Source organism: Devosia soli (assembly GCF_000970455.1).
Lineage (GTDB): Bacteria > Pseudomonadota > Alphaproteobacteria > Rhizobiales > Devosiaceae > Devosia > Devosia soli.
In genome coordinates this window covers 322,177-344,731 of the sequence record NZ_LAJG01000005.1, presented here as the reverse complement: position 1 = coordinate 344,731, position 22,555 = coordinate 322,177, and the positions used below count along the sequence as shown (strand labels likewise).

Below are 22,555 nucleotides of genomic sequence, written 5' to 3'. Positions count from 1 at the left end.
CCTTCGCGACGTATCGGGAAGCGACCGAACCCCGTCAGCGCATGCATGCCCTTGAGGCTTACCGCTGCCCGCACTGCGGACAGTTCCACCTAGGAAACAAGCCGAAGCGAATGGGGCGTCCTAAGCCTCCTCCGCCGGCGATCGAACTGGAGTTCTGATCATGGGCAACACCCGCAACTGGACCCGCGAATTCAATGCTCGGCAGCGGGAGCTTGCAAGCTTCGTCAGGTCAAAGGCCGGTCGCAGTGAAAAGGCTCGGAAGCAGGCAATCCAAGCAGCAGCAAGCGGACGCCCATCAGGTCTCAGTGAGATCGCACGGCAAAGCCTCGAAAACCGTCGCGCCAAAGCCATGGTGGAGCGGCTGCAGGGTGGTGGGGAATGAGCTACGCCGACTTCCTTGCCCAAAAGCAGATCAGTGATCCAGAGACCGGCATCACCGAACGGATCGAGCTTCCCAGCTTTATGTTCCCGCATCAGCGCGACATAACGCAGTGGGCACTGCGCCGCGGTCGCGCAGCGCTGTTCGCCGGCACGGGCTTGGGCAAGACGCTTATGGAGCTTGTCTGGGCGCATGAGGTCTCGCGCTATACCCGCAAGCCGGTGTTACTGCTCGCCCCACTGGCTGTGTCGCATCAGCATGAGCGCGAGGCGGATCGTTTCGGCGTGCCTGCCCGAGTGGTCACAGCGCAGTCTGACGGCGTGATCGAGGTCACCAACTATCAGAAGCTCGATCGCTTTGCGCTTGGCGAGCTCGGGGGCGTAGCTCTCGATGAAAGCTCGATCCTTAAGAGCACCGACGGCAAATATCGAACAAAGCTGATCAATGACTGCCGCGATGTTCCTTTCCGCCTTGCGGCGACAGCGACACCGGCGCCGAACGATTTCATGGAGCTTGGCAATCATGCCGAGTTCATTGGTGCCATGTCTTACACCGACATGCTCGCGACGTTCTTCACCCATGACGGTGGCGATACGCAGAAGTGGCGCCTCAAGGGCCATGCCGAAACTGAGTTTTGGAAGTGGATGGCCTCGTGGGCCGTCATGCTGCGCAAGCCTTCCGACCTTGGATATTCCGATGAAGGCTATGATCTGCCGCCCATAAAACGGCATCAGCACGTCGTTGCCGCCGAATATGCCCCTAGCATGGACACCGGGCTCCTATTCCCTATGGAAGCCCGCACCATGCAAGAGCGCATTGCCGCGCGCCGCGATACCGTTGCGCAGCGCGTCGAGCTCGCCGCTTCGATCACGCCAGGAGGCCGACCTTTCGTCTGGTGGTGCAACCTGAACGCAGAGAGCGAGGCACTGCGCTTATCGATCCCCGGCGCTGTGGAAGTCGCTGGTTCGGATTCGGACGACGCCAAAGAAGCCAAGCTTAACGCCTTCACTGACGGCAATATCCGCGTCCTGATCACTAAGCCGAGCATCGCCGGTTTCGGCATGAACTGGCAGCACTGCGCTGACACCGGATTCGTCGGGCTCAACGACAGTTTCGAGCAGATTTATCAGGCAGAGCGCCGGTTCTGGCGCTTCGGACAGCAGAAGCCAGTTACCGTTCATTTCATCAGCGCAGAAACTGAGGGCGCCGTGGTGGCAAACCTGCGCCGCAAAGAAGCGGACGCTGAGCGCATGGCCGCCGCCATGGTCGAGCATATGGCCGACCTATCAGCCGAAAACATTCGCGGCATGGCCCGCACGCGCGCCGACTATTCGCCGGCCGTGCCCATGACGCTCCCCAACTGGATCGGAAACGCAGCATGATCAATGCGATCGAACAGGTCATCACTGACCGCTATGCGATTTATCAGGGCGACAGCTGCGAGCTAATTCGCGCCGTACCTGGTGACAGCATCGACTTCGGCATCCACTCGCCACCGTTCGAAGGCCTGTACCGCTTCAGCAATTCCGATCGGGATATCTCGAACAACGACAAAGAGGGCTTCTGGACGCATTACGCCTTCCTGATCCAGGAGCTTCTGCGCGTCACTAAGCCGGGCAGACTGCATTCGGTTCACTGTATGCAGTTGCCGACGAGCAAGGCCCGCGATGGCTTCATTGGCATGCGCGACTTCCGCGGCGAGGTTGTCCAAGCCTATTGCGATGCAGGCTGGATCTTCCATTCCGAGGTCTGCATCTGGAAAGACCCCGTCGTTGCCCAGCAGCGCACCAAGTCCATTCGCCTCCTGCACAAGCAGGTGACGAAAGACAGCACCATCAGCGGGCAGGGGCTCGCCGATTACATCGTCACGTTCCGGAAGCCCGGCGAGAATGCTGACCCTGTCGTTGGCATGTTTGAACGCTTCGTCGGCGAAGGTCTCGATGTGTCCGATGCTGCCTATGAACGCTATTGCGCAAACCCGCCCGCCGACGCCGGCCAGACTTGGAAGCCGTGGCCCCGCGACATGTGGCGTTCGGTTCTTGTCTGGCAGCGCTACGCCTCGCCGGTATGGATGGATATCAGCCAGACCCGCACGCTGCAGTATCGCAATGCACGCGATGAAAAGGATGAAGTCCATATCTCGCCGCTGCAGCTCGACGTAATCGAGCGGTGCATCGACCTGTGGAGCCTTCCCGGGGAGACGGTTCTTACGCCTTTCCTCGGCATCGGCAGCGAGGTCTACAGCGCCGTCGAAATGGGCCGGAAGGGCTTAGGGTTCGAGCTCAAGTCCAGCTATTTCCGCCAGGCGGTCAAGAACATCGCGGATTTGGAACGCTCGCAGACCGAGCATCTGTTCGCGGATGCCGTCGCATGACACTCCGCCTCTCCCAGAAGCCCAAACAAACCTGGCAAGGCCACAAGTCCAAGCCCTCATCCAAATCCATCATCAAAACACTTGCAAAGAAGAAGGGTAGGGGAAAATGACCTCCGTCATCCAATCCCAGCAGAGTCATGCCCAGCGCCTACATGCTGGCATTTCGTCGCTCAGCCTTTCGCCTAGTGAGGTGCAGTTCCATTACGTCAGGGCAGTCCTTGCCGCTGAGGGTGGCTGCGTGACTACGGCAGCGCGACGGATGGGCCTGCACCGTCGAACCCTTCAGCGCATGCTCGACAAGCGCGGCCCGAAGGCCCGGATCGAAAAATGACGGTCTCGTATCTGCCCTTAATCAGAACGCAGCACAGCCATCATCCGAAGGCGCCTGTAGACCGCACCTTTTCATCAGCGCAAGAAATGCTAGCCCATAGTGCTAGTGTTCGAGAAAGGCTGCGCCGAGAATCCCCTAAACAGCCGATTGTCGCGCTTCCTGAAGCGATCAGCGAAACGGATAGCAATGGTGTGCCGCTGAACATGCTGCGGGCGTGCTCGTGGCGGTTCTTGGTGGAGTACGCTGCCTTGGCCGGTGGTGTCGATGCTTCGGATATTCTCGGAAGCAACCGGACGCGAGAAGTTGTCGATGCCCGACACCACGCCCTCGTGCTGACATACCAGCATACCCAGGCAAGCCTGCCTGCGATTGGCCGCCTCTTCGGTAAAGACCATAGCACCGTCTGCTATGCGATGAACAAGTACAACGCTCGCGGCAAGCTTGTAGACTTGTTTGAGGGCACGCGCGCTCTGCTGCGCCCGAACAGTGGCCGAAAGCTTCCGCTGAGGGTCGACGACCCACATACGCCACGAACTGCCCTGCAAAAGGCCGTGGCGCGCGCCTACAAGAACGGCGTGCCCACTCGGGTTCTGGTGGAGGAGTTAGGTACAACCAGCAATGCAGTAAACGTCATGGCCCACCGTCTAGGGCTTCGGCGCAAGCCGCTCGACGGTGGCGCTGGATGACGGAAACACGCTCCTGGTCATGGCGTCATGCTGTCCTGAAGTCGGATTTGCCTCCGACGACCAGGCACGTGCTACTGACCATCTCCTGCTTCATGAACGACGTCGGCGGCGGATGCTACCCGACCCAAGAGCAGCTGGCCGAAGCAAGCGGGCTTTCCGACCGAGCGGTTCGGAAGCACATCGACGCTGCTGTTGAAGCGGGGTGGCTCGTCAAGCGAGAGCATGGATTTCGTGGCCAAAAGTGGCGGAACCACGAGTATGAAGCATCATGGCCGACACAACATCTAGGCGAGCAATATCAAGATGTTGATGAAGGTGAGGAACTACGTTCCGCACGTTTTGGCGAAGGTGCGGAACCAGGTTCCGCTAAGGTGAGGAACCACGTTCCTACTATACTTCCAGATCATCCTTCCAATACCTCGCTTCGCTCGGAAGCGTGCGAGCGAGTTTCGTTTGACGATGTTTGGAGCTGGTTTCCTCAGCGGCCCGGCGCCAACCGGACAGAGGCCAAGCGTGAATTCTCGCGACTGACGGATGAAGAGACCAATCGTCTTGTCATCGCCGTCAAGCGGTTCACCCAGTGGCACCTGGAAGACAGCGAGGCACGCAAAGTCGATCCGAACGCCCAACTGAAATTCCGCCCTGGTCTCGGGAAGTGGATTCGAACTGGTGCATGGGTCGATTTTCTGCATCTGCCGCTGAGATCCGACCCAGTGCCGCCGGCGGACAATGGCCTCGTCGTCCTCAAACCCGATCATCCGGACTTCAAGGCTGTCGAGAAGATGCGCGGACGACCGGTGATCCTTGGGAAATCCGGTAGCGCAACATTCCGCATTGAGGAAATCGAGCAAGCGCGGGCATCAGCATGACAGCCGCTCTCGATCAACGTGCATCTCAATCCATCCAATCCAACCGACTGAGGCTGAAATGAGCAAGTTCCTGAAATGCGATGCTGAGGGCTGCGACCATATCGAGGATGTGGCGGAAATCACTGGCGACATGATCGGCAAGCCTTGCCCTAAGTGCGGCTCGGACCTGCTCACCCTCGAGGACTTCGAGTTCTACACCAACCTTATGAAACCGAGCATGGCACTGATGACAGAACTCGGTCTTAGCCGCCCCGCTACATCGGACGATCCAGACCATCTCAGGATGCGCATTAGTGGCCATAAGGGCGAGCTGCACATGAAATTCCCATCCATCCCATCCAACAAGAGGCAATGACCATGGGCAAACGTGGACCTAAAGCGCAGTACGGCACTCGCGAAACCAATGGCCGCCTTTCCCGCAAGAAAAACGATGTCACCAAGCGGCTGACCGGTCAGCTTGACCAGGACGAACGGGAAATGCTCCGGACGGGTGTTGAGGCTCGAAACAAGATGCACGGCCTCAAGCCGGAAGACTGCCGCGACGTGAGGGCAGGATCTTTCGTCGGTCGGCTTGCCATGACTGGCGAAATCACGCCCCAGCAGTATGAAGCGGCCAAGGTCTATCTCGAGCAGTACCATGAAATGGCTATTGCTGTTCGCTCTCCCCGTCAGCCTGGCGCTATCGATCTGAACGCCACCAAAGGCGGCAGCGGCGACTATGAGAACGTGCCGAAGAACGTAGCCGCTCTCTCAGCGTGGCGGGCCGCAACTGCGGCCATCCAAGACCGTCAGAACCAGTTGAAAGGCTCTGGCGCCTTATACGCAGCCCTTCAGTATTGCGTGCTTGAAGATCAGGAGCTCCATCACCTGATCGGTTGGCTGCGAGAGGGGCTTAATGCCCTCGCTCGGCACTATCGCATCGGTGACAAGATGAAGGCCGCTTGACGAACGGCCCAAATCAGTGTCATGGTTTTTACGCTAAGGCGTAATCCGCCGAAAACAGAGCCCGCCCAGTGCGGGCTTTTTTATTGTAGTTCGCCCCAGCGGCCTTCCCATTCAGCGCCCTCTTCGACTTTGATGACTATCGGCGCGTTGTGCTTGATGCCTAAAGGCTCTGCGCGAATGATCGCTTCAGGCACCGAAAACTCGCCCTCAGGTAAAAACAGGTATTCGCCTGCTTCTTTCACTGGTCCGCTTCTGTGGAGCGAAGCAACAGTATCCCCTTTTTCGTTTTTGCGAACGCGGATGCAGATCACCTCGTGAGCTTCATTGCCCGTGAATTCTGTGTAAGCCATGGTTACCTCCTGAATGCCCAAGCTTACCACTCTCAAGCCCAGGCTGGCTAAGCTTCCGCCGCGCTTATCCACTCCGAGAGAAATCCGAGATACCCGGTACAGCCCAGACGCAACGGTGCGCGGCTGGTACCATTCGGCCCGTTGGCAGAAGCTCAGGCAGGCTGTCCTAGAGCGCGATCTCTACACGTGCCAGCACACTGGCATCATCCTCACCGGCAAGGCGCCGGCGCCAACCAGTCCTGTCGTCCACCACAAGGTGCCGCACAAGGGCGATGAGCAACTGTTCTGGGACATCAACAACCTCGAAGCCGTGTCGAAGGAATGGCACGATAGCGAGGCGCAGAGGGAAGAGCGTAGAGCGCAATGAGCTACTGCCCCCGATACGTCATCGCTGATTGCCCCAAGTGTGGGTCTGACCCGGACGTCAAGTTCAAGGGCATTTTCAGCAACTTGGTTCACTTGCAGTGCCGATGTGGTGTCGCAGGTCCATGGCGTGAGTACAGCGGCCGTGGTGACCCGTGGCACGATGCTGCTCGCGGTTGGACGTCGGTATTCCCGACCCCCGACATGGGGCGCCCGCCCGCGCCCCGGAAGTGACCGGGGGGGGGTGTCGAAAGTCTGGAAGGCCCTCGCCTTCCGCACCCGCGTCCCCCTCACGCAGAGAATTTGCCTCTACTGGAAGTTTCCAACTGGAAACTAACCTGGAAACCACATGAAAAAGCGCAAAGAAGACAAGCCCATAGACTGGGCTGGCATCGAGCGCGATTACCGTGCTGGTGTGATGACAGTCCGCGAGATCGCCCGTTGGTACGGGGTCTCGCACACGGCCATCAACAAGAAGTCGAAAGAGCAGGGCTGGGAGCGCAAGCCGAAGGTCGAAAGCCCATTTCAGGAAGCCAGGTCTCAGCGCTCGGCGCCAATGCAGGGCGAGATTCTGCCTCCTCCCTCGATCAAGCCTGAAGCTTTGACCGACCGTGGTCGGCTCCTGGCCGGTAGGCTGATGGAAGAGCTCGAGACCGTCACCTCGCACGCTGGCGAGCTGGAAGATATGATCTGCCAGGAAGAGGGCGATCCGCGCCGGCGGCAAGCACTGCTGAAAGCGATCTCACTCGGCGAGCGGGCGAAGACGATGAAGGACATCGCCTTGACCATGAAGACGTTGAACGAGGCCGGAGCGCCGGCAGGCGGGAAGAAGGAAGAGGCGCAGCGCAACGCTGAGACGGCCGCGAACAAGTTCGGCACTCGTCAGCCGCCCCGATTGGTCGCTGACAACACGAAATGAAGGAATGGACGACGGGACTGCCCGACTGGGAGCGACGCATCGTCACCGGCCGGAGCTTGGTGCCCTTCAAGCCGCTGTTTCCGGACGAGGCTGAAGAAGCGGTTCGCATCTTCAAAGAGCTGCGGATCGTCGACGCTGCTGGCAGCCCGACATTCGGCGATGCCTGCGAGCAATGGGTTTTCGATTTCGTCGCCGCCATCTTCGGCGCCTACGATGCCGAGACTGGCCGGCAGATGATCCGCGAGTTCTTCCTGCTCATCAGCAAGAAGAATTCAAAGTCGACGATCGCCGCCGGCATCATGGTGACAGCGCTGCTGCTCAACTGGCGGCATTCAGAAGAGCTGCTGATCTTGGCGCCGACGATTGAGGTGGCGCAGAACAGTTTCAAGCCGGCAGCCGCCATGGTGCGCGCTGATCCGGATCTCGAGGCGCTGCTTCACGTCCAGGATCACCTGCGGACAATTACGCATAGGGTGAACAAGGCGGCGCTGAAGGTCGTCGCTGCCGACACGGACACGGTGTCTGGCAAAAAGGCGGGCAGGGTGCTCGTCGACGAGCTTTGGGTCTTCGGCAAGCGTCCCCATGCTGATGCGATGCTGCGAGAGGCGACGGGCGGGCTGGTGTCGAGGCCGGAAGGCTTCGTGATCTACCTTTCGACGCAGAGCGATGAGCCGCCGGCTGGCGTGTTCAAGGCGAAGCTGGACTATTACCGCGACATTCGCGACGGCAAGATCGAGGACCGAAAGAGCTTCGGCCTTCTCTATGAGTTCCCGCCGAAGATGCTGGCCTCAGAGGCTTATCTGGAGCCGGAAAACTTCTATGTCACCAACCCGAACATGGGCCGATCAGTCGATCAGGAGTGGCTTGAAGACGAACTGAAGAAGGCGGCTGATCCTGACGCTCGGCGCGTGTTTCTCGCTAAGCATCTGAACGTCGAAATCGGCATGAACCTGCGGGCAAACCGCTGGCCTGGTGCTGACTATTGGAAAAAGGGGGAGACGGCCGAGATTGGTCGCACTCTCGCCGATTTAGGCGCATTCCTCGACATGTGCGAGGTCGTTGTGCCCGGCCTTGACGGTGGCGGCCTTGATGACTTGTACGGCCTGACATTGGTCGGTCGGCACAAGGAAACGAAGGAATGGATCTCGTGGACCCATGCTTGGGCTCATGAGGGTGTTTTGGAACGGCGCAAGAGCATCGCGCCCCGGCTTTTGGACTTCAAGAAGGGTGGCGAGCTGACAATCGTCAGTGACGAGCTCGAAGATATCTCGGCGATCGTCGAGATCATTCGTGACGTCAAAGAGCGCGGCCTTTTGGCCTGTGTGGCGGCTGACGCTGCCGGCCTCGGCGAAATGGTCGAAGCGCTCGACGAAATCGGCATCACGCAAGAGGCTGGTCTGATCGTCGCGGCGCCGCAAGGCATCATGATGATGAACGCCATCAAGACGACAGAGCGTCGGCTGGCAAATGGCACTTTTAAGCACGCTGTTTCGCCGATGATGGCTTGGTGCGTGACGAATTTGAAGATCGAAGCGACGGCGACGGCCATCAGGGCGACGAAACAAACCGCTGGCGACGCCAAGATCGACCCGATGATGGCGCTCTTTAACGCAGTGACCGTGATGGTCAGAAACCCCGAAGCTCAAGGCGGCCCGTCTGTCTACGAAGAGCGCGGAATGAGGATGATCTAGCGCATGGGCATCTTCGATTTCTTCCGCCGCGATGCCGTTGCTGCGTCTCGGCACGAGCCTCGCGCTGATGTAGGGCAGGGCGGTGTCTTTATTTCGATGGATGACCCGCGGCTGATCGAGCTGATGCGCGATGGCAATGCCTCGGCGTCAGGCGCGACGGTGAATGTCGAAAGCGCCATGCGGAACACTTCGCTGTTTCGCGCGGTGTCGCTGATTTCTTACGCGATCGGCATGCTGCCGTTGCAGGTCATCAACGAAGAGACCAAGGAGAAGGCGACCGAGCATCCGCTCTATCGGCTACTCCATCGGGAGCCGAATAATTATCAGACCGCGTTTGACTTCCGGACGCTGATGCAGCTGCGGGCCCTGGTGAAGGGCAACGCGTATGCGCTGATCATCCGATCAATGGACGTTCGGTCCGGTCGGAAAAAGATTGTGCGTCTCGTGCCGCTCGATCCTGACAAGGTCACGCTCACCCAAAACGACGACTGGTCCATCAACTACAAATATCAGCCGGGGAAGGGCGCGGCGCGCGTTTACAAAGCTGACGAGATTTTTCACCTGCGCGGCCTCTCGCTCGACGGGATCACCGGGCTATCGCTGGTGAAACAAGCTCGCGACGCCATTGGCTTGTCGATCAGTGCCGAGCTTGCCGCGGGGAGACTCTTCAAAAACGGCGCCTTTGTTGGCGGCATGCTCAAGCACCCGGGAAAGCTTTCCGATCCTGCCTTTGAGCGCCTCAAGCAGAGCATGGCCGAGAAGGAAGGCGCAGAAAACGCCGGCAAGACGCTGATCGGCGAAGAAGGCTTGGAGTGGGTATCCATTGGGCAGAACGCGCGCGATGCGCAGCTGACCGAGTTCCGCAAAATGCAGGTCGAGGAAATCGCCCGCGTTACCGGAGTGCCGCGGCCGTTGCTTATGGTCGACGAAACTAGCTGGGGCTCAGGTATCGAAGCCCTCGGTCGCTTCTTCGTCCAGTATGCTTTGGGCCCGTGGTTTGAAGCCTGGCAGCAGGCCGCAGAGCGGTCGCTTCTGGTCGGCGACGAGAAGGATATGTTCTCGGTGAAGTTTAATCCGGCCGCTTTGCTGCGCGGGTCCACCAAGGATCAGGCCGACTTCTTCGCTAAAGCTCTCGGCGCCGGCGGCGCGCCTGGCTGGATGTCGCAGAACGAAGTCCGGAACATCAACGACATGCCGGAAACGGCGGATGGCAACACCGTCAGCAAGGGCGCGATGGACGCCAAGCCTGCTAACCCGGGGAATCCAGAATGAAGATTGAAGTCATCCCAGGAGCCAACGCCAACCTTGGCGCCCCCATTGGTTGGGATGCCGAGCGCGAAGGCACTGAAGTCTTGGGGCTCCCATGCATTCGGCATGAGAAGGGGTTTGTCTCACAGTGGCGGCCATCGGCTGAAGAGCTTGAGAGGCTGATGAATGGCGCGCCGATTTGGCTTCACGTTCTCGGCGGCGGTCATCCCCCAGTTGCCGTGACAATCGCGCCGGTGCCTGTCCCGGTTCAGGAGAACGCAGATGAACTATAATCGCCGCGTATTTGCCAAGGCCCGCCCAGGCGCAATGCCAATGCCTGCCAGCCGTGACGTTTCTGCGCTGACCAAGCCGCAGGTTTTCGAGAAGTGGTCAGCCGACGCGGCCGGCCTCCGACCGAATGCTCTTGAGCAGGGCGACAATGTCATCACCATGTTCGATGTAGTCGGCGAGGACTTCTGGTCTGGCGGCGGGATCACCGCGAAGAAGGTCGCATCGCAGCTTCGCGCCATCGGCGATCGGCCGGTCACTTGCCAGATCAACTCGCCCGGCGGTGACATGTTCGAAGGCATCGCGATTTACAACGTGCTGCGCGAGCATCCGCAGCCCATCACCGTCCAAGTCATGGGCATGGCGGCCTCAGCCGCTTCGATCATTGCCATGGCGGGCGACAACATCGAAATTGGCGCCGCTTCCTTCATCATGATCCACAATTGTTGGGTTTTGGCGATGGGCAACCGCCACGACATGCGCGAAACGGCCGAGTTCCTAGAGCCGTTTGATCAGGCCATGGTCGACGTCTATGCGCAGCGGTCTGGCAGCGACGCCAAGAAGATCGCCAAGTGGATGGACGACGAAACGTTCATGTCGGGATCCATGGCAATCGAGCGCGGGTTCGCCGATGCGCTTCTCGATGCTGATGCGGTCAAAGTCGATGAGAAAGCAAAGGCGCAAGACCGAGAGGTCAATGATCTCCGCGCGCTCGAGCTTGAATTGGTTTCTGCGGGTCACACGCGCACCGATGCGCGGGCCCGCATCAACAAAATCAAGGGCACGCCAGGCGCTGCCGTTGATGATGCCACGCCGGGCGCTGGCGAACACCTGACAGACCTTCTGGGTCTGGCTGCATTCCTCAAGTCATAGGAGCTTCACCATGAAGCACTTTACCACGCCCGCCATGTTTGCGGGCTCGACTGCGCTTGCCATGCCTCGCGCCGTCACCGGCATGCGCCTCCGCGCAGATGCCTCCGACCCGAAAGCCGTCATTGCCGAGCTGAAGAGCGCGTTCGAAGAGTTCAAGCGCTCGAACGACGAAAAGCTGAATTCGAAGGCCGACGTCGTGCTCGACGAAAAGGTCGCCCGCATTGATGCTGCTGTCGGCAACTTTCAGACCGTCGTTGACGACCTGAACGCCAAGATTGCTGCTGCCCGTGTCGGAAATGGTGTGATCGGCGATCTCCCGGCTGACCCGGAGTATGTGAACGCCTTCAAGGCTCACATGCGCAAGGGCGACAATGCCGGCGCCGAAGTCAACGCCGCCATGACAAAGGGCACCGACGCCGACGGCGGCTACCTGGCCCCGGTTGAATGGGACCGCAGCATCACCGGTAAGCTTAAGCTGGTCTCGCCGATCCGTGCCCACGCTCGTGTCATCTCCACGACTGTGGCCGGCTTCAAGCGGCTCTACACCGATCGCGCCGTTGGTTCGGGCTGGGTGGGTGAAACCGCCTCGCGCCCCGCTACCAGCACGCCGCAGTTCGGCTCGCTCGACTTCCCGCTCGGCGAAATCTACGCCAACCCGGCGATTTCGCAGCAGATGCTGGACGACGCAGCGATCGACCTGGAAGCGTGGCTGGGCGATGAAGTCGACACCGAATTTGCCCGTCAGGAAGGCATCGCTTTTCTCTCCGGCAACGGTGTGAACAAGCCGCACGGCATTCTCACTTATGTCGAAGGCGCTGCAAACGCCGCTCGCCATCCGTGGGGTGCGATCCCGGTCGTGAACAGCGGTGCTGCCGCAGCTCTCACCGCCGATGGCTTCATCGACCTGTTCTACAGCCTGCCCAGCGAGTTCCGCGCCAATGCGAAGCTCTTCACGGCGCGCGGTTCGCAGGCAGCGATGCGCAAGCTCAAGGATGGTCAGAACAACTATCTCTGGCAGCCCTCTTTCCAGGCAGGCCAGCCGGCTACCCTGGCGGGTGAGCAGATCGTCGACATCCCGGACATGCCGGCCGTCGCCGCGGGCAATATCGCAGCGCTCTATGGCGATATGTACCAGACGTACATGGTCGTTGATCGCGTCGGTATCCGTGTCCTGCGCGACCCGTTCACCAACAAGCCCTTCGTGCACTTCTACACCACGAAGCGTGTCGGTGGCGGCGTCGACAATCCCGAAACGATGCGCGCCCTCAAAGTCGCGGCGAACAGCTAAGGCGCTGATCAAGCACTGACAGCGGACCATCCCGGCCCGCTGCTTCAACGCTTTCCAGGAGGCTATCATGGCAACCAAGAAAACCGATGTGCCGACAGGTGCATCCAACCACACGACAGAAACGGTCGAGATCCGCAATAGCGGCGATGCCTCGCAAAACGATGGCGGCGGTCCGGCGAATATCGCCGATGCCACTGAATTCAATTCGTCGGGTGCACCGGTGCAGACCGTCGCCGACGTTGATCCGAGCCATCCAGCTGTCGACAGCAACCCGCGCGCTGGTACCACGGTCGACCAGAACCGGATCGACTTCAACGATCCCACCAAGACCGGCGCTGAAGCTGTCGCCGAAAACCTGCGCGAGCAGGGCATCGAAGTCGCCGACGGAAAGTCCACCGACAGCAAGTCCGAGGACTAAGACCATGGGCAATGTCGTCATCGCCACTCTCGGCCCGCTCTATGATCTTGACGAGGTCAAGCTGCACCTGCGCGTCGAGGGAAACGATGACGACACGCTCATCGAGGCCATGATGGATGCTGCCGAGCAGCAGGTGCTCCAGTACTGCAACATCTCCCTGGTCCCGTTTGGGAAGGAAGCGACGTTCAAGGTCGCCGCGTTAATGGCGATCACCGCCATGTACGACAATCGGGCAGGCGAGGGCGAAGTGTCGCTGCCGGCCTCGTCGAAGAACCTCATCAACCCCTATCGCTGGCTGCGCGTCTAAGGAGCATCGCCATGACCGAACGTTTCCGCTTTACCGCTGACTTCGACTACAAGCCCACGAGCCAAGTGACCGTGGCTTTCAAGAAGGGCGACGAAGGCGAGATCGTCACCGGCGCTGCGGCGTCTGGCAAGATCACCAACGCCGTCGTAGAGGCCGCTCTCGCCGCTAAGAAGGGCGAGAAGGTCGGCGCCCAAGCAAAGCCGAAGGCCGATGCCTGATAACCGCCGGGCAGGGGCGCTGCGGGAGCGCGTTCACTGCCAGATGGCAGAGCCGCAGGATGATGGCTGGGGTACTCCGCTCCCGGGCGCCGGTGCCTTCGTGACGAAGTTCACCATCAGCGCCGGCTTGAAGCCGCGCACCGGCGGCGAAGGCGTCGACGCTGCCCGGCTCGGCGGCACTCAGCCGTTTGTCGTCACTGTACGAAATACCTCGCAGACGCGCCAGATCACTACGGCCTGGCGCCTGGTCGACGCCCGCAATGAAAACCGGATCTTCGCCATTACCTCTCCTCCGGCCGATCCGGATGGCAAGAACCAGTGGCTGGAATTTCTTGCTGTCGAGGGCGGGCAGTAAGTGGCCACCAAGGTCTTCGGCCTCGATCGCCTTAAGCGGAAGCTAAAGCGATTTCCCGCTGTCGTCGAAGCTGAGATTAAGGCGGCGATCGAGCAAAGCGCGAATGAGATCGTGGCGCTCGCGAAATCGCTAGTACCGACAGACAGCGGCGATCTGCGCAACAGCATTGCCTGGACCTATGGCGACGCTCCTCAAGGCGCCATCATTCTCGGGAAGGTCAAGTCGAGTAGCTCGGGCAACTTGCGCATCACCGTATTCGCAGGTGGTCCAGATGCCTACTACGCACGCTTCATAGAGTTCGGTACAGCGCCCCATCTGAACGGCGGTCGCTTTGCTGGTTCAAAGAACCCTGGCACTGCGGCGCAACCATTCTTTTATCCTGCCTATCGAGCGAGCCGGAAACGGGCCAGAGGCCGCGTAACGCGCGCCGTCAACAAAGCCGCCAAGCGAGTAGCAGCCGGGGGCTGACATGGAACCGACGTATGAATTGCAGTTGGCGGCGCTGAATAAGCTCCGGCAGTCGACGGCGCTCGTCGCGCTTGTCGGTACCAAGATTTATGACCGGGTACCCGAGCGCACCGCCGGCGGCGTGCTCGTGCCTGATGTCACGAGCCCCTACATTTCGTTCGGCGCTGTCATCGTCGACACTGAAGATGCTGACTGCATCGACGGGCTCAGCATCACATTCCAGATCGACGTTTGGTCGTGGGGTTCAGGCGAAGCCTACGGCAGCGTGCAAACGCGGAAGATCATCGGTGAAGTCCGCAAGGCTTTGCATCGCGCCGATCTACCCATGACCACCAATGCGCTTGTCTCGATCGAGGCAGGCATCACCCGGATCCTTCGCGAGAGCGACGGCGTCACGAACCATGGCCTGATCCAGTTCGAAGCCTTGGTCGAAACCCACTAAATAGGAGGGCCTCATGGCCAAACCAGTCACCACTAAGGGCGGCATGATGCGCATTCTTCTCGGAAGCGGAGCGGGCCCAATCGTCTATGCAGCGCCGTGCGGCCTGACTTCGAAATCGCTGACTATCAGCAAAGGCCTGGAAGAAGTCAGCATCCCTGACTGCGATGACCCGACAGCTATGGAATGGCTGGGCCGCGATGCCGTTTCGCTGAGCATGTCGGTGTCGGGCGAGGGCGTTCTTGCTCAGGCAAGCGTCGAAGCTTGGCTCGATGCCGTAGAAAGCGCCGATCCGGTTCCCGTCAAGGTCGAGCTGGAATTCCCCACGACGACATGGACGTGGACCGGCGCCATGCATGTTGAATCGGCCGAGCTGGGCGCCGCCAGTAACACCGGACGTGTCACGGGCAATTTCTCGCTGCAGTCTGATGGCGAGATGGTCCGTACGTCAGCGGCGACCAGCTAATGGCGCGCGACGCATCCATCGGCCCGTTGTCGTGGGCTGATGGCAAATATACCTTTCGGCTGGGATGGGGCGAGCTTGCTCTACTCCAAGAAGCCACAGACTGCGGCCCATACTTCCTGCTCGAACGGCTTGGCGGCAAGCACTGGCGCATTGGCGACATCAGCAGCACGATCAGGCTTGCGTTGATTGGCGGAGGCGCTGAGCCAGCCAAAGCCCTTTCTCTTGTGGAGGCTTATGTCGAAAGCCGCCCTCCAATGGAAAACGTCATGCTGGCCTATGCCATCGTGTCGGCTGGAGTGCAGGGGGCTCCAGATGAACCGCTAAAAAAACCTCGGGCGAGACGGAGGGCGAAAAGCTCGACGGTCTCGCAAACGGAAAGTGGCGCTTCGGCCTGATCTACGGCCTGGGCGCTGCGATGGGTTGGGACGTCCACGCGGTCAAACGATCCTCGGTCTGGGAATTCTTCTCGGCCTGGCAGGGATACGTCGAAGCCAATACGCCAAAGCAAAGCGGCAAGCTTAGCGAAGACGAAAAAGACCGCATCTGGGAACGGATGCAGGAGCTGGACGCAACGCCGCCCGGCCAACTCTCTACGCAGACTTACACGCTCGATGGCCTGCGGTTGGTGCCAGCGGCGATAGTGACTTTCGAGGTTTTGTAGCATGGCGACAGACGTCGAGAAACTTGTCGTCTCGCTCGAGGCTTCCATTCGTGGCTTTGAGCGAGCCATGAACAAGGCCAATGGCGTGGCCGATCAGAGCGCCCGCAAGATCGAGCGGCGCTTTGACGGGATGAGCAAGCGGATCGAGACGAGCTATCTATCTCTGAACCGTGGCATCGCCAGTGCGTTCGCGGGGGCCGCAGCGCTGCGAGGCGCTCAGCAGCTTATCGATGCCAGCACTCGGATCGAAAACTCGCTGAAGGTAGCGGGCTTATCAGGAGAGGATCTGTCCAACGTATACGACAAACTCTTTGCATCGGCGCAGCGCAATGCCGCTCCGGTAGAGAGCCTAGTTACACTCTTCGGTCGCGCATCGATCGTTCAAAAAGAGCTGGGCGTCACGACGCAAGAGCTCTTGGGGTTCACAGACAATGTCGCCGTGGCGTTGCGCGTGGCGGGGACGGATGCACAAACCGCATCTGGCGCACTTCTGCAACTTTCGCAGGCCCTTGGCGCAGGAACCGTACGTGCGGAAGAATTCAATTCGATCCAGGAAGGCGCTCTGCCTGTTCTGCAGGCGGTCGCGGCCGGATTGGAAGAGGCAGGCGGATCGGTGGCGAAGCTTCGTGGCCTCGTCATCGATGGCAAGCTCAGCAGCGAGGCATTCTTTCGCGCTTTTGAAGCAGGCTCGGTCGTCTTGCGTGATAAGGTGGCTAGCTCTGAGCTAACCATCAGCCAAGGCTTCATCAGGCTTCAAAACGTCCTGATCGATACAGCGGGTAAGTTCGACAATGCCACTAACGGGTCTTCGAGATTAGCGACCGGCCTCGATCAGCTCGCAAACTATATCGTTCGGATCGGCAATGTCGCGGAAGAAAACGGTCCTGCAATTGATCGCTTCCTGAATTTCATTGGCGGCGCCGCGGATACCTTTAGCAACTCGGTTTTTGCTGGGACAGAAAGGGAGCTGCAGGCGATCGCAGGCGCCGTGGATGCTGTCGCGGCTGGCTTTGACAGATATGGGGCTTCTTTATCAGATGCGGAGCTCGCAACGGCCCAGGCAGAACAAGCGCTTGCAACATTCTCACTGAACGCATCGAATGGCTTTGGTGAGCTTGAGCCGGTTGTCAAAGACTTCATCCAGCAGCTTCTGGAAGGCAAGGGAACAGCCGAAAGCGCAGCTGAAGCGATTCAGGCAATTGGTGACGCTGGCGATTTTGGTCCGCTTATCGAGCAGCTTGGTGGATTGGTCGATCAGCTTTTTGCTGTCCGCGGCGAGGCTGTAGCAACGGCGGCGGCGGTCGCTGCTGCCGCTGCCGGACAGAGTTCGACTACGAACATTGCGGATCAACGAGCTGAGCAGCTTGGTAATCAGCCGAAGCCTGTCGTGAAACCAGTCTCGATCTCCGATTACGCGCCGCCAGTTGCGGCTGGTGGCAAAGGCGGAGGTGGCTCAAAGAAGTCTGGTGCCGACCGGTTCGGTGACAAGCTGGCTGACTATCAGCGACGCATCGACTTGATGAACCGCGAGACCGAGCTTCAGCGCGGCCTCAATCCGCTGGTCAATGACTACGGCTTGGCGATGGAACGTCTGCGGGCTCAGATGGAGCTCGAAAATGCTGCCAAGGAAGCGGGTCTTCCGCTGGACGATCAGCGCCGACAGAAAATCGAAGAACTAGCCAGTGGATATGCCCAAGCGACCGCTGAGGCTGCCAAGCTGGCAGAGGCTCAGGATAAGGCACGGCAGACCGCTGACGACTTAGCTGCCGCAGGCAAGCGAGCGCTCGACAGCATCATCGATGGCTTTCTCGAAGGTCGTGATGCTGGCGAGATCCTCAATAATACGCTCCAAGAGCTTGGCAAAAGCCTACTGAAGATCGGGCTCGATGGAATCCTGAGTGGATTAGGTGGGGGTGGCGGCGGTGGACTATTCGCGGGCCTTTTTGGAACGCTGTTTGGCGGGAAAAAGGAAACTGGCGGATCGGTCCAAGCCGGCAAGGCCTACCTAGTCGGCGAAAAGCGTCCCGAGTTGTTCGTCCCCGGAAGAAGCGGAACGATCATCCCGAAAATCCCGAACATCGCGGGCATGTCTTCGCAGCAAAGCGGATCGGGCGGCGGGCAGATCACTGTTTCAGCCGATTTCCAGGTTGTGGACGGGAATTTGGTCCCGCTCATCACCCAGGTGTCGGGGCAGGTCGCAGGTCAGCAGATCAAGCGCAACAATAAGCAGCTTCCGTCCATCATGCGTGACGCAAACCAGAGGTACGGCTGATGGCTGCTAACGGTATGCAGTGGCCGGTGCCGATCTTGCCGCGCCAAGTGCATTTGACGCCAGCGGTTCAGTCTAGAACAGGCGGGCTGTCATTAAATGGATCGGAGCAGGTCATTGTCTCCGACGCCGGCCGGTGGCAGGCGAAGGTGGTTTTGGCGCTCCGAGGCGAAAGCTCTAACCTCGCCTTGCGAGCATTCCTTGCTCAGATGTCGGGGCGCGCCGGGACTGTCTTGGTGCCGAAGTGGGATCTGTTTCGGCCGGTCAACGCCAATGGACGAAAGCTCTCGCAGGTCCATGCCGTCGGCTATGACGATAATACCCCGCATGATGGCGGGGTTTTCAATTTTGACTGGTCTGGCTTTGGTCAGAACGAAATGCCGGCGGCTCAACTGTCGGCCTTGGCTGTATCGGGCACGACGGAAATTAGCATCACGATCAATGATGGTGAGGGGCCGCGGCCAGGACATTACTTCGGCATCGGTTCGCGGGTCTATCTCGCTTCGCACGTTTGGCAGGAGACGGTGGGAGGCCCGACTAAGGTTCGTTTCTGGCCCCGGCTCAGGGCAACGGCTGCAAGCGGCGAGCCAATTATCCTCGATAAGCCTGTTTGCTTGATGCGCTTTGCGACCGACGACCAGGGCAGTGACATGCTCAGTCGTCGTGGCTCGGGTTCGTTGGCTCTGGAATTGGTCGAGGCGATCTGATGGCTTTCTTCAGCCAGACGGTTCAGTCGTATCTTGCCGGTCGGCAGGTTGCTGCCTCGATCTTGGTGCATATGGATTTCAAAGACACGCCCCGTCGGTGGTGGATGGGCTTCGGCGATCTGCTCGCTGGTGGCCAGACTTGGCAGGGCACAGGCGAGATGATCCAAATCGATGGGCTGGAACAGCCTATCGGTACGACGGCGCCACGGACGACGTTCACGCTCTCGGGCGTTGATGCGACTATCGTCAATCTGGCGCGCAATGCCAGCGATCGCGTGAAAGACCGGCCCTGCACGATCTTTCTGCAATTCTTTGAAATCGCGCCGAACGATGGTGCCGTGCAACCATGGGCGCCGCTAGATCAGCCCTACGTGATCGCTTCGCTTACCATGGATCAGATGTCTTACGGCGCACAGGGGGCCGACAAACGTTCGGTCTCACTCACTGCCGAGAGCATTTGGACATCACGCCGAAAGCCGGCCTTTGGGCGGCTGACGGACCGGGACCAGCAGGGCCGCTTTCCTGGAGATCGGGGTCTAGAGCAACTGCCTGATCTCGTTCAAAAAGTGATCCGGTGGCCCGTGTTCTGAATGATCAGGCAGGCAAGGAAAGACGACATCGCGGCAATTGTCGCGATGACCGGCCGGCTGCGCGCTTCGGTGCAGTCGCCAATCGAGGTCGACGATCTCGTAACTGCCCGCTTTGTTGGAGGACTTCTTGCAAGTCCTTTGGCATCTGTCTGGGTCGTTGACGCTCCGTCGAAGGCGACTGGGTTTCTGGCTGCATCGATCGGGACGGCGTCGATCTCGATGCTACCGATTGCGATCGAGCACGGGTGGTGGGCTGAGCAGGGCGGCGGCTTGCAGCTGCTGAGGCGATATATTGGCTGGGCAAAGTCCTGCGGCTGCTTTGCGGCCCGCATGTCGACGCCGCCGCATAACGAGCGTGCAGCTGAAATTCTAAAGCGGTTCGGCTTCCTTGAAGCCGAAGTCGCGTGGGTGAAGGTTCTCTAATGAGCGATTGGTCCCGGTGGCCGCCAAGAGGTTGGGAAGCTCCCACACCTCGGCGTCAGTTTGCCATATTCACAGCGATCGCTGGCTATCTGACGACGGCGCTGGTTGGCATTGGCCTCAGCGCGACCGTCGCAGGTGCCGTGGCAAATATTGCCATTGGCGCGGCGCTGTTGGGCCTCTACAGCCTCTTCGCACCGAAACCTCCCGTGATGACGACGCCACAGGCACAATCGGTCATCAATCAGACTGTCGGGCCGCGTCTGCGGGGATATGGGCGTGCACTTTTGGGAGGAACGCGCGCCTTCTTCGACAGCACGAACGGTTCGCTCTATCAGATCGTCATGATGCACTCGGGCTATATCAGCGCGATCGAGAGCATCAGGGTAGGGGACAAGACCGTCACCTTGGACGGAAACGGTGACGTTGTTACCGACGGCTTCAATTGGTTCATCAACGGCCGTTTCGGCGGCGAGACCCAGTACGCAATTCGAATATACCAGTATTTGGGTACGACGTCACAGACGGCCGATCCGATGATTGCAGGCGCCTTTCCCGGCGTTTGGACTTCAGAGCATCGGCTGCGCGGCATTGCCTACTTGGCGGCCCGGTTTCGCTCTCCGCCTCAAGAGGAATTTCAGCGGATCTTTCCCGACGGCTACAACACGCCGCTGCGCGCAGTGTGTCGGCTGTCGGAAGTATGGGATCCGCGATCGAACACGACGGGCTGGTCGGACAACTCCGGTCTATGCATTCTCGACTATCTGACGCATCCGGACGGGTTTCGTAAGTCGCTTAGCGACATAGACATTGCCAGTTTCATTGCTTTCGCGAACCTCTGCGACGAGGCTGTGCCGCTGAAAGCTGGTGGGTATGAGCCTCGATATCGGCTTTGGGGCGTCTACCAGCTCACGGACGATCCTGAAGCCATTCTGACGAAGATGAAGGCGACGTGTGACGCCGAGCTTTACCAGAATGCGCAGGGCAAGATCGCTATCCGCGGCGGCAAGTGGGAAGCGCCGACCGTCACTATCACCGGGCAAGATATCATTGCTCACAATCTCGAGCAGGGAAGCGATAAGTTCGCCGCCTTCAATGAGCTCAAGATCATGTATACCTCGGCGGCTCACGACTATCAGACGATCGAGGCCACTCCTTGGATCGATCTCGCCGACCAGGACGATCGCGGGCCTATCCCTGCCGAACTTGATCTGGACTTCGTTCCGTCGCCGTCTCAGGCGCGCCGGCTGGCGAAGATCCACCGGGCGAAGCACAATCCCGAGTGGAAAGGCTCGGTCAGCACCAATCTTTCGGGGCTGCGGGCAATCAATGAGCGCTCTACCCGGCTTGTTATTCCCGAGCTTGAAATCGACAGCGCCTTCTATCTCGGCGGTTTCCGTATTGAGACGGATCTCAGCCGTATCGATATGGAGGTTCTGACCTTCAGCGAAGCAGCCTATCAGTGGAATCCGGCAACGGAAGAGGGCGATAATCCCGCCATTCCAGAGGACACGGCGCCGGACCTGACTTTCCCGGTACCGCAGAACCTGACGCTCTCCGCCGTCGATGGCGATACGATCGAGGCTGCCGTGACGCCAGCAACGCGCGATGGGCTTGAGCTTCAGGTTCAGATCCGCCGCGGCGCCGGCAGCACCTGGCAGAACATGCAGACCCAAGACGACAATGTCTCGGCGATCTTCGAACCCGCTGCGCCTGGCCAGTATCAGGCAACGTCCCGGTGGGTCGGCCCGCAGAATGTCGTCGGCGAATGGAGCTTCCCTTACGCGACGCTCGACACTTCGGTGCCGGTACCGCCGCCATCAGAGCTTATGGTCGATGTCGACGGCGAGACGGTCTCTGTGTCCTGGCGCAATCCAAACTTCGCGCAGTTCTACGCGGCTCGTGTCTACCGGGTGCCCGAGGGCATGCCGTTTGACCCGGGCGCTCAGATCAACTTGCAGTACGGAGCGCCGAACGGGGTACTCTTCTACGATGATACGCCGGCAGATGGTGACTGGTCCTACTTCGTCACGGCTGAAGACGCCAATGGCAATCGCTCAACACCTGCAGGGCCTGTGACAGCAGAGGTGGTGTGATGAATTCGATCACTGATTTCCGCAGACAGCAGCGTGCTCAAGCGCTGATTGACAAAGCTCTACGGGAACAGTTCGGCGCCTTTCAACAGGCGGTCACACAGCAGATGACGGCGATGACGGCAGACCTTGCCGCCCTCGTCAAAACCCAAGGCCAGCTGATCAGCAAGCAGCAACTGATCATCGATGACCTAGCCAAGACGATGAAGCCGACGCTGCTCGGCGATACGAGCATTACGATCCCGGCAGTGACGCTGGGCATCACGCTTCAGGCAACACAGAGAGCGGTGAAGCCTCTGGCGGGCATTCGGCCCGGCGACTTCCTGCAGCCCATCATGTCGGAATACCTGCCCGATGGCTGGTCGCTGCCACAGCTGGTCTGCCGGAACGCCGGCCAAGTCGAAATTCGCATCGCTATTCCATCTGGCCTCGCCGTCGGCACGCCGGCCCGCATTGTCACCTTCGGCGTCATGGCTCTGCGAGCCGTACCGCTCACCTAGCCCTTCGAACCTATCCCAGTTTCTTCAGCCTGCCTCGCGG

The 22,555-nt window shown here is 59.7% G+C and carries 31 protein-coding genes; 29 read left to right on the top strand and 2 right to left on the bottom strand.

Annotated features, from left to right (window positions below):
- Positions 1-160: 160 nt before the first annotated feature.
- The 6 genes from VW35_RS02390 to VW35_RS20855 all read left to right on the top strand — a co-directional run bounded on the left by VW35_RS02390 (position 161) and on the right by VW35_RS20855 (position 4,639).
- Positions 161-382 (top strand): hypothetical protein, encoded by a 222-nt coding sequence (locus VW35_RS02390; RefSeq protein ID WP_046141383.1) that lies wholly within the window; start codon positions 161-163, stop codon positions 380-382.
- Positions 379-1,761 (top strand): DEAD/DEAH box helicase, encoded by a 1,383-nt coding sequence (locus VW35_RS02385; RefSeq protein ID WP_046141382.1) that lies wholly within the window; start codon positions 379-381, stop codon positions 1,759-1,761. The genes VW35_RS02390 and VW35_RS02385 overlap by 4 nt, the downstream gene beginning before the upstream one ends.
- Positions 1,758-2,753, top strand: coding sequence for a DNA-methyltransferase (locus tag VW35_RS02380; protein ID WP_046141381.1), 996 nt, complete (start codon positions 1,758-1,760; stop codon positions 2,751-2,753). The genes VW35_RS02385 and VW35_RS02380 overlap by 4 nt, the downstream gene beginning before the upstream one ends.
- A gap of 106 nt (positions 2,754-2,859) precedes the next feature.
- A complete protein-coding gene (locus tag VW35_RS02375; protein WP_046141380.1) occupies positions 2,860-3,084 on the top strand; it encodes a helix-turn-helix domain-containing protein in 225 nt (74 codons plus the stop codon).
- The gene (locus VW35_RS20860; protein ID WP_083982344.1) at positions 3,081-3,770 is read left to right on the top strand and encodes a helix-turn-helix domain-containing protein; all 690 of its coding nucleotides are present in this window, start codon (positions 3,081-3,083) and stop codon (positions 3,768-3,770) included. The genes VW35_RS02375 and VW35_RS20860 overlap by 4 nt, the downstream gene beginning before the upstream one ends.
- Positions 3,767-4,639 (top strand): helix-turn-helix domain-containing protein, encoded by an 873-nt coding sequence (locus VW35_RS20855; RefSeq protein ID WP_083982342.1) that lies wholly within the window; start codon positions 3,767-3,769, stop codon positions 4,637-4,639. Before VW35_RS20860 ends, VW35_RS20855 begins: the two co-directional genes overlap by 4 nt.
- Positions 4,640-4,664: 25 nt before the next feature.
- Here VW35_RS20855 and VW35_RS22240 read toward each other — a convergent pair whose 3' ends face one another.
- Positions 4,665-4,916: an adenylyl-sulfate kinase gene (locus VW35_RS22240; RefSeq protein WP_425283737.1), complete on the bottom strand. Its 252-nt coding sequence runs from the start codon at positions 4,914-4,916 to the stop codon at positions 4,665-4,667.
- 80 nt (positions 4,917-4,996) lie between these two features.
- Between VW35_RS22240 and VW35_RS02355 the strand changes: the two genes are divergently transcribed.
- Positions 4,997-5,584 (top strand): hypothetical protein, encoded by a 588-nt coding sequence (locus tag VW35_RS02355; protein ID WP_152662436.1) that lies wholly within the window; start codon positions 4,997-4,999, stop codon positions 5,582-5,584.
- Positions 5,585-5,664: 80 nt separating this feature from the next.
- Here the strand turns inward: VW35_RS02355 and VW35_RS02350 are convergent, their stop codons facing one another.
- A complete protein-coding gene (locus VW35_RS02350) occupies positions 5,665-5,934 on the bottom strand; it encodes a hypothetical protein (protein WP_046141376.1) in 270 nt (89 codons plus the stop codon).
- 115 nt (positions 5,935-6,049) lie between these two features.
- Between VW35_RS02350 and VW35_RS02345 the strand changes: the two genes are divergently transcribed.
- The 22 genes from VW35_RS02345 to VW35_RS02240 all read left to right on the top strand — a co-directional run bounded on the left by VW35_RS02345 (position 6,050) and on the right by VW35_RS02240 (position 22,515).
- Positions 6,050-6,301, top strand: coding sequence for an HNH endonuclease (locus tag VW35_RS02345; protein WP_244465807.1), 252 nt, complete (start codon positions 6,050-6,052; stop codon positions 6,299-6,301).
- A gap of 345 nt (positions 6,302-6,646) precedes the next feature.
- Complete coding sequence (locus VW35_RS20355; RefSeq protein ID WP_052951442.1) at positions 6,647-7,216, top strand: hypothetical protein; 570 nt, start codon at positions 6,647-6,649, stop codon at positions 7,214-7,216.
- Positions 7,213-8,907: a terminase large subunit gene (locus tag VW35_RS02335; protein WP_046141374.1), complete on the top strand. Its 1,695-nt coding sequence runs from the start codon at positions 7,213-7,215 to the stop codon at positions 8,905-8,907. The genes VW35_RS20355 and VW35_RS02335 overlap by 4 nt, the downstream gene beginning before the upstream one ends.
- A 3-nt stretch (positions 8,908-8,910) precedes the next feature.
- The gene (locus VW35_RS02330) at positions 8,911-10,179 is read left to right on the top strand and encodes a phage portal protein (protein ID WP_046141373.1); all 1,269 of its coding nucleotides are present in this window, start codon (positions 8,911-8,913) and stop codon (positions 10,177-10,179) included.
- Positions 10,176-10,448, top strand: coding sequence for a hypothetical protein (locus tag VW35_RS02325; protein ID WP_046141372.1), 273 nt, complete (start codon positions 10,176-10,178; stop codon positions 10,446-10,448). Before VW35_RS02330 ends, VW35_RS02325 begins: the two co-directional genes overlap by 4 nt.
- Entirely contained in the window at positions 10,438-11,316 is an 879-nt protein-coding gene (locus tag VW35_RS02320) for a head maturation protease, ClpP-related (RefSeq protein ID WP_052951441.1), read from the top strand. The genes VW35_RS02325 and VW35_RS02320 overlap by 11 nt, the downstream gene beginning before the upstream one ends.
- A gap of 10 nt (positions 11,317-11,326) precedes the next feature.
- Positions 11,327-12,604 (top strand): phage major capsid protein, encoded by a 1,278-nt coding sequence (locus VW35_RS02315; protein ID WP_046141371.1) that lies wholly within the window; start codon positions 11,327-11,329, stop codon positions 12,602-12,604.
- A 67-nt stretch (positions 12,605-12,671) separates the two neighbouring features.
- Positions 12,672-13,022, top strand: a complete 351-nt coding sequence (locus tag VW35_RS02310; protein ID WP_052951440.1) for a hypothetical protein — start codon at positions 12,672-12,674, stop codon at positions 13,020-13,022.
- A 4-nt stretch (positions 13,023-13,026) separates the two neighbouring features.
- A complete protein-coding gene (locus tag VW35_RS02305) occupies positions 13,027-13,329 on the top strand; it encodes a head-tail connector protein (RefSeq protein WP_046141370.1) in 303 nt (100 codons plus the stop codon).
- Between the two features lie 11 nt (positions 13,330-13,340).
- Positions 13,341-13,547 (top strand): hypothetical protein, encoded by a 207-nt coding sequence (locus VW35_RS02300; RefSeq protein ID WP_046141369.1) that lies wholly within the window; start codon positions 13,341-13,343, stop codon positions 13,545-13,547.
- The gene (locus VW35_RS02295; RefSeq protein WP_046141368.1) at positions 13,540-13,902 is read left to right on the top strand and encodes a head-tail adaptor protein; all 363 of its coding nucleotides are present in this window, start codon (positions 13,540-13,542) and stop codon (positions 13,900-13,902) included. Before VW35_RS02300 ends, VW35_RS02295 begins: the two co-directional genes overlap by 8 nt.
- Positions 13,903-14,370, top strand: coding sequence for an HK97-gp10 family putative phage morphogenesis protein (locus tag VW35_RS02290; protein WP_046141367.1), 468 nt, complete (start codon positions 13,903-13,905; stop codon positions 14,368-14,370).
- A 1-nt stretch (position 14,371) separates the two neighbouring features.
- The gene (locus VW35_RS02285; RefSeq protein WP_046141366.1) at positions 14,372-14,812 is read left to right on the top strand and encodes a DUF3168 domain-containing protein; all 441 of its coding nucleotides are present in this window, start codon (positions 14,372-14,374) and stop codon (positions 14,810-14,812) included.
- Positions 14,813-14,825: 13 nt separating this feature from the next.
- Positions 14,826-15,275: a phage tail tube protein gene (locus VW35_RS02280; RefSeq protein ID WP_046141365.1), complete on the top strand. Its 450-nt coding sequence runs from the start codon at positions 14,826-14,828 to the stop codon at positions 15,273-15,275.
- Positions 15,275-15,670 carry a gene transfer agent family protein gene (locus VW35_RS02275; protein ID WP_046141364.1) on the top strand — a complete coding sequence of 132 codons (396 nt, stop codon included), beginning with the start codon at positions 15,275-15,277 and terminating at the stop codon, positions 15,668-15,670. The genes VW35_RS02280 and VW35_RS02275 overlap by 1 nt, the downstream gene beginning before the upstream one ends.
- A gap of 20 nt (positions 15,671-15,690) precedes the next feature.
- A complete protein-coding gene (locus tag VW35_RS21740; RefSeq protein ID WP_046141363.1) occupies positions 15,691-15,936 on the top strand; it encodes a hypothetical protein in 246 nt (81 codons plus the stop codon).
- Between the two features lies 1 nt (position 15,937).
- Complete coding sequence (locus VW35_RS02265) at positions 15,938-18,208, top strand: tape measure protein (RefSeq protein WP_046141362.1); 2,271 nt, start codon at positions 15,938-15,940, stop codon at positions 18,206-18,208.
- A gap of 26 nt (positions 18,209-18,234) precedes the next feature.
- Positions 18,235-18,912, top strand: coding sequence for a hypothetical protein (locus VW35_RS02260; RefSeq protein WP_210165910.1), 678 nt, complete (start codon positions 18,235-18,237; stop codon positions 18,910-18,912).
- Positions 18,912-19,502, top strand: coding sequence for a hypothetical protein (locus VW35_RS20350; RefSeq protein WP_052951439.1), 591 nt, complete (start codon positions 18,912-18,914; stop codon positions 19,500-19,502). The genes VW35_RS02260 and VW35_RS20350 overlap by 1 nt, the downstream gene beginning before the upstream one ends.
- Positions 19,503-19,925: a GNAT family N-acetyltransferase gene (locus tag VW35_RS02250; RefSeq protein ID WP_046141360.1), complete on the top strand. Its 423-nt coding sequence runs from the start codon at positions 19,503-19,505 to the stop codon at positions 19,923-19,925. It abuts the gene before it with no gap.
- Entirely contained in the window at positions 19,925-22,018 is a 2,094-nt protein-coding gene (locus VW35_RS02245; protein WP_046141359.1) for a phage tail protein, read from the top strand. The genes VW35_RS02250 and VW35_RS02245 overlap by 1 nt, the downstream gene beginning before the upstream one ends.
- Complete coding sequence (locus VW35_RS02240) at positions 22,018-22,515, top strand: hypothetical protein (RefSeq protein WP_046141358.1); 498 nt, start codon at positions 22,018-22,020, stop codon at positions 22,513-22,515. Before VW35_RS02245 ends, VW35_RS02240 begins: the two co-directional genes overlap by 1 nt.
- Positions 22,516-22,555: the final 40 nt, after the last annotated feature.

Coding starts and splice junctions, on each gene's coding strand:
- VW35_RS22240 (WP_425283737.1), bottom strand. CDS start 4,916: ATGGTCTGGATCGTCCGATGTAGCGGGGCGGCTAAGACCGAGTTCTGT.
- VW35_RS20355 (WP_052951442.1), top strand. CDS start 6,647: ATGAAAAAGCGCAAAGAAGACAAGCCCATAGACTGGGCTGGCATCGAG.
- VW35_RS02295 (WP_046141368.1), top strand. CDS start 13,540: ATGCCTGATAACCGCCGGGCAGGGGCGCTGCGGGAGCGCGTTCACTGC.
- VW35_RS02355 (WP_152662436.1), top strand. CDS start 4,997: ATGGGCAAACGTGGACCTAAAGCGCAGTACGGCACTCGCGAAACCAAT.
- VW35_RS02390 (WP_046141383.1), top strand. CDS start 161: ATGGGCAACACCCGCAACTGGACCCGCGAATTCAATGCTCGGCAGCGG.
- VW35_RS02310 (WP_052951440.1), top strand. CDS start 12,672: ATGGCAACCAAGAAAACCGATGTGCCGACAGGTGCATCCAACCACACG.
- VW35_RS02385 (WP_046141382.1), top strand. CDS start 379: ATGAGCTACGCCGACTTCCTTGCCCAAAAGCAGATCAGTGATCCAGAG.
- VW35_RS02330 (WP_046141373.1), top strand. CDS start 8,911: ATGGGCATCTTCGATTTCTTCCGCCGCGATGCCGTTGCTGCGTCTCGG.
- VW35_RS02325 (WP_046141372.1), top strand. CDS start 10,176: ATGAAGATTGAAGTCATCCCAGGAGCCAACGCCAACCTTGGCGCCCCC.
- VW35_RS02240 (WP_046141358.1), top strand. CDS start 22,018: ATGAATTCGATCACTGATTTCCGCAGACAGCAGCGTGCTCAAGCGCTG.
- VW35_RS02350 (WP_046141376.1), bottom strand. CDS start 5,934: ATGGCTTACACAGAATTCACGGGCAATGAAGCTCACGAGGTGATCTGC.
- VW35_RS02280 (WP_046141365.1), top strand. CDS start 14,826: ATGGCCAAACCAGTCACCACTAAGGGCGGCATGATGCGCATTCTTCTC.
- VW35_RS02245 (WP_046141359.1), top strand. CDS start 19,925: ATGAGCGATTGGTCCCGGTGGCCGCCAAGAGGTTGGGAAGCTCCCACA.
- VW35_RS02305 (WP_046141370.1), top strand. CDS start 13,027: ATGGGCAATGTCGTCATCGCCACTCTCGGCCCGCTCTATGATCTTGAC.
- VW35_RS20855 (WP_083982342.1), top strand. CDS start 3,767: ATGACGGAAACACGCTCCTGGTCATGGCGTCATGCTGTCCTGAAGTCG.
- VW35_RS02300 (WP_046141369.1), top strand. CDS start 13,341: ATGACCGAACGTTTCCGCTTTACCGCTGACTTCGACTACAAGCCCACG.
- VW35_RS02320 (WP_052951441.1), top strand. CDS start 10,438: ATGAACTATAATCGCCGCGTATTTGCCAAGGCCCGCCCAGGCGCAATG.
- VW35_RS20860 (WP_083982344.1), top strand. CDS start 3,081: ATGACGGTCTCGTATCTGCCCTTAATCAGAACGCAGCACAGCCATCAT.
- VW35_RS02285 (WP_046141366.1), top strand. CDS start 14,372: ATGGAACCGACGTATGAATTGCAGTTGGCGGCGCTGAATAAGCTCCGG.
- VW35_RS02335 (WP_046141374.1), top strand. CDS start 7,213: ATGAAGGAATGGACGACGGGACTGCCCGACTGGGAGCGACGCATCGTC.
- VW35_RS02250 (WP_046141360.1), top strand. CDS start 19,503: ATGATCAGGCAGGCAAGGAAAGACGACATCGCGGCAATTGTCGCGATG.
- VW35_RS20350 (WP_052951439.1), top strand. CDS start 18,912: ATGGCTTTCTTCAGCCAGACGGTTCAGTCGTATCTTGCCGGTCGGCAG.
- VW35_RS02315 (WP_046141371.1), top strand. CDS start 11,327: ATGAAGCACTTTACCACGCCCGCCATGTTTGCGGGCTCGACTGCGCTT.
- VW35_RS02380 (WP_046141381.1), top strand. CDS start 1,758: ATGATCAATGCGATCGAACAGGTCATCACTGACCGCTATGCGATTTAT.
- VW35_RS02375 (WP_046141380.1), top strand. CDS start 2,860: ATGACCTCCGTCATCCAATCCCAGCAGAGTCATGCCCAGCGCCTACAT.
- VW35_RS21740 (WP_046141363.1), top strand. CDS start 15,691: ATGGGTTGGGACGTCCACGCGGTCAAACGATCCTCGGTCTGGGAATTC.
- VW35_RS02265 (WP_046141362.1), top strand. CDS start 15,938: ATGGCGACAGACGTCGAGAAACTTGTCGTCTCGCTCGAGGCTTCCATT.
- VW35_RS02275 (WP_046141364.1), top strand. CDS start 15,275: ATGGCGCGCGACGCATCCATCGGCCCGTTGTCGTGGGCTGATGGCAAA.